General features: G+C 72.5%; 4 protein-coding genes. All 4 read right to left on the bottom strand.

Going from position 1 to position 4,444, the window contains the following annotated elements; all coding sequences use genetic code 11:
- Positions 1-46: 46 nt before the first annotated feature.
- The 4 genes from FHE66_RS10530 to FHE66_RS10515 all read right to left on the bottom strand — a co-directional run bounded on the left by FHE66_RS10530 (position 47) and on the right by FHE66_RS10515 (position 4,414).
- Positions 47-2,053: a thioredoxin domain-containing protein gene (locus FHE66_RS10530; RefSeq protein WP_139072920.1), complete on the bottom strand. Its 2,007-nt coding sequence runs from the start codon at positions 2,051-2,053 to the stop codon at positions 47-49.
- A 117-nt stretch (positions 2,054-2,170) separates the two neighbouring features.
- Positions 2,171-2,374 (bottom strand): hypothetical protein, encoded by a 204-nt coding sequence (locus FHE66_RS10525; protein WP_139072919.1) that lies wholly within the window; start codon positions 2,372-2,374, stop codon positions 2,171-2,173.
- A gap of 134 nt (positions 2,375-2,508) precedes the next feature.
- A complete protein-coding gene (locus FHE66_RS10520; RefSeq protein WP_139072918.1) occupies positions 2,509-3,198 on the bottom strand; it encodes a response regulator transcription factor in 690 nt (229 codons plus the stop codon).
- Positions 3,182-4,414 (bottom strand): sensor histidine kinase, encoded by a 1,233-nt coding sequence (locus FHE66_RS10515; protein ID WP_139072917.1) that lies wholly within the window; start codon positions 4,412-4,414, stop codon positions 3,182-3,184. The genes FHE66_RS10520 and FHE66_RS10515 overlap by 17 nt, the downstream gene beginning before the upstream one ends.
- Between the last annotated feature and the right edge of the window lie 30 nt (positions 4,415-4,444).

Genomic DNA, 4,444 nt, shown 5'->3' with positions numbered 1-4,444 from the left:
CGGCCGTCCCCCTCGGGGGGCGGCCGGCGTCCGTCTTCCCGGCGCCTCAGCCGCGCAGCTGGTCGGCGAGGACGGCGGGGTCGGTCGTCGGCAGGTCGCACACGAAGCCGCGGCAGGCGTAGGCCGTCGGCACGCCGTCACGTTCGGTACGTCCCTCGAGCAGCTGCGGGGGAGCACCGCGGCCCACCGCGAGCACGAGGCCGGGCGCGCTCGAGCGCCGGGCGACGGACGCCAGCGCGCCGGTACGGGCGTCCTCGCGGTCCCCGACGACGGCGACCTGTCGCGGACCGTCGAGCGCGGCCTCCGCGGTGGCCAGCGCCCAGCCCGCGGCCCGGGGGTAGCGCACGGCGATGGCGGCCACCCGTCCCAGCGCCCCCTCGGCCTCCTCGCGGGCCGCGGTGTCACCGGTGAGCGCGCTCCAGGTGAGGAGCGCGCCCGCGGCGACGGCGAGGCCCGAGGGCGTCGGTCCGTCGGCCGGGTCGGCCGGGCGGCCGAGCCGCGCGACGGCGGGGTCGGTGGCGTCGTCGGCGGTGTCGAAGACGGTGCCGTCGGTGCCCGCGAACCGGCTGCGCACGGTGTCGAGCAGCCGTCCTGCGGCTGTGAGGTGGGCGGCGTCGCCCGTGACCTGGTGGAGCGTGAGCAGGCCCTCGGCCAGGGCGGCGTAGTCCTCGAGGACGGCCGGACTCGTGCCGGGGGCCCCGTCGCGTGACGTCCGCACGAGGCGACCGTCCCGCTCCTGCACGCGGAGGACGAGGGAGGCAGCCTCCTCCGCCGCGTGCACCCACTCCGGCCGCTCGAGGAGGGCTCCCGCCTCGGCCAGCGCGGTGACGGCGTACCCGTTCCATGCGGCGACGACCTTGTCGTCGCGAGCGGGCCGTGGCCGGGCCTCGCGGACTGCGTGCAGGGCGGCGCGGACGCGTTCGTAGCGCGCGGGGTCCGTCGGGTCGGCGGGGAGCTGGAGGACCGAGGCGCCCTCCTCGAAGGTGCCGTCGGGGGTGACCCCCCAGACCTCCGCTGCCCACGCGCCGTCCTCCTCCCCGAGCGCCTCGTGCAGCTGCTCCGGGGTCCATACGGAGAAGGCGCCCTCTCCGCCGGGGGAGTCGGCGTCGAGCGAGGAGGCGAACCCGCCCTCCTGGGTGCGCAGCTCGGCGAGCATCCAGCCGGCGGTCTCCTCGGCCACGCGGCGGGCGAGCGGGGATCCGGTCTGCCGCCACCAGTGGGTGTAGACGCGGAGCAGCAGGGCGTTGTCGTAGAGCATCTTCTCGAAGTGCGGCACCGTCCACGTCTCGTCGACGCTGTACCGGGCGAACCCGCCGGCGAGCTGGTCGTAGATGCCGCCGCGGGCCATCGCGGTGAGCGTCCCCTCGGCCATCTCCAGCGCCCGGGTGTCGCCCGTCCGTGCGGCGCGGCGCAGGAGCCACTCACAGACCATCGAGGGCGGGAACTTCGGCGCCCCGCCGAACCCTCCGTGGCGCGCGTCGTAGCTCGCCGCGAGGGTGTCCAGCGCGCGGGAGAGGACGTCCTCGTCCAGCGGTGCGGGTGGGGCCGGGGCGGCGACCTGCGCGAGGTGGGCGCGGACCCGCTCACCGGTGCGCTCGAGGTCGGCGCGCTGCTCGCGCCACGCCCGCGACACCGCCTCGAGGACCTGCGGGAAGGACGGCGTGCCGAAGCGGGGGACCGGCGGGAAGTAGGTGCCACAGAGGAACGGGGTGCCCTCCGGCGTCGTGAAGACCGTCATGGGCCAGCCGCCCCGGCCGGTCATCGCCTGTGTCGCCGCCATGTAGACCGCGTCGACGTCCGGCCGCTCCTCGCGGTCCACCTTGACGTTGACGAACCCGGTGTTCATCAGCTCCGCCGTCGCCTCGTCCGCGAAGGACTCGTGGGCCATGACGTGGCACCAGTGGCACGCTGCGTAGCCCACCGACACGAGGAGGGGGACGTCCCTGCGCCGCGCCTCGGCGAAGGCGTCCTCGCCCCACTCGTACCAGTCCACCGGGTTGTCCCCGTGCTGCTGGAGGTAGGGGCTCTGGGCGCGGGTGAGTCGGTTGGCCATGCCACCCACGCTAGGTGCGCCCAGCGGTCACCGCGCGGCATCGTCGTTCATGTGCCGGCTGGGGACGCAACAGGGCGAGGGCCGTTGCCGACCCTCGCCCTGGAGAAGCTCATCAGCTCAGACGCGACACCAGTACCACCAGCCGACGACCTGGCAGAAGGAGAGGTTGGGGCTCACCTCGCTGCCGCCGGGCTCGAGACCCGGGGCGGTCACGGGGGCGCCGGGCAGCTCGAGGCTGTCCGGCGCAGCGGTGGCGGGCGCCATGGAGAGCCCGATGACGGCGACAGCGACGGCGGTCGCCCGGACCAGGGTGCGCTTCATCTTTGCCTCATTCTCGTGGTGGTGGAGGGGACATGGAGGTCAATCGTCATGTTCGCGTCCACCCTGGGCGGAGTGCATCCTTCGAAAGGAGGAGAGGCACCCTCCGGCGGCATGATTTCTGCAGGTGCAGCAAATCAGCGCACGAGGCGCCGTTCGTAGGCGTGGACGACGATCTCGAGGCGCGAGCCGACCCCCATCTTTCGCATGATCGAGGAGACGTGGGTCTTCACGGTGGTCTCGGCCACGAACAGCTCCTCGGCGATCTGGCCGTTCGACCGTCCGCGGCAGAGCAGCTCGAGGACCTCCTGCTCCCTGCCGGAGAGGCCGATGTCCGAGGCGTCGGCCGTGCTCGGGGACCGCAGGAGGTAGTTGTCGATGAGGCGGTCGGTCGGACCCGGGGAGACGACGCGGTTGCCGCTGTGCGCCCGGCGGATCGACTGGACGAGGTCCTGCGGGCTCGTGTTCTTCAGGAGGAAGCCCGCCGCGCCGGCGTCGAGCGCCTCGAGGAGGAACTCGTCCTCGTCGAACGTGGTGAGCAGGACGATGCGCAGCTCCGGGAACTCCTTGCGCAGCTGCTGGGTCGCCTCGATGCCCGTCATCGTCGGCATCTGGATGTCCATGATGACGAGGTCCGGCGTGTGCTGCCGGACGAGGTCGCGCACCTTGTGGCCGTCGTCGCCCGTCCCGACGACCTCGACGTCGTCGGCGGTGGCGACGTAGCTCTGGAGCGTGGCGAGGACCATCGGGTCGTCATCGACGAGCAGCACCCGGATGGTGGGTGTCGTCCCGGTCTGGCGGTCGGTTCCCTCAGTGCTGTGCTGCACGCTCTACCTGTCCTTCGCTAGCGGAACTGATCGTCGGGATCAGGGCCTGGATGATCCACCTGCCATCATGATGGCGTACCGCGAGGCTCCCGCCGACAGCCTCCACCCGTTCACGGGCGCCGATGAGGCCGACCCCGGAGCTCAGGGCTGTGTCGACGCGGCCGCCCTCCCGCACGTCGTTGATGAAGAGGGCGCGGGTCTCGGTGTCCGTGCGCTCGACCATGACGGTGCACGGGGAGCCGGGCTCGGCGTACTTGACCATGTTCGCCGTGCACTCCTGGATGACGCGCACGAGCGCGGTACGGACCGACAGGGGCATGGGCAGGTCGATCTGGTCCTCGAGGTGCACGCGCAGCTCGTGGCCCATCCTCCCGAGCGTCTGTCGGGCGTCCTCCAGGGCGCGCTGCACCGTCGACGTCGATGCGAGCGCGGCTGGGATGGCGTCGGGCGTGCGGGTCTGGAGGGTGTCCTCGGACCGCAGGATCTTGAGCACGCCGCGCATGCTCACGACCGACTGGCGGCCTGCGGCGATCGCGTGGTCGATCTCCTCGAGCGCCTTCGGCGTCCCGAGGCCGACGAGCTTGGCGCGCTCGAGCGCCATGATCATCGCGGTGATGTCGTGGATGGACGTGTCGTGCAGCTCGCGGGCGAGATCGCGGCGCTGGCGGCCGAGCTGGGCCTGGGAAGCCAGCCGGATCTCCTCGACGGAGCTTCGCCAGAAGCGCACTCCCTCCCCGAGCAGGCAGGGGATGAGGAAGACGGTGAGCCAGGTGGCGAGGTCCGCGAGCGGCTGCTCGGTGCGTTGGAGCGAGGTGAGCGCGCCGACCATGAGGAGGGCGTAGGCGTAGCCGAACTGCCGTACCTGCGTGGCGACGAGCAAGCCCGTCATGAGCAGGGGCACGACGATCATCAGGGAGACGGGGTCGACGCTGACCCACATCTCCACGACGAGGAAGGGGATCGAGACGGCCGCTGAGGCGAGGGGCCAGCGTGGCATCCCGACGAGGGTGAGGACCGCGGCCGCTCGCACGACGGTCTGCAGTGGCGTGAGGCCCTGGACGTGGCTGAGGTAGACCTCCCACCCCAGCAGCGCGAGGGCGAGGATGTAGAGCACGATCCGGGCGCGCTCGGCCCACCGCGTCTGTGAGCCCGACTCTCCCCCGAGCCGGACGGCGGCGCGAGCGGTTCGCGTCCGCAGCCGGTGCAAGAGCTCCATCCTCCGAATGCTTCCACAGCGGGGCGACCC

The sequence above is a fragment of the Georgenia sp. 311 genome, from assembly GCF_006151955.1.
Classification (GTDB): domain Bacteria; phylum Actinomycetota; class Actinomycetes; order Actinomycetales; family Actinomycetaceae; genus Oceanitalea; species Oceanitalea wutianyii.
The sequence above is the reverse complement of the archived record's forward strand: the minus strand, read 5'-3'. Positions and strand labels throughout refer to the sequence as shown.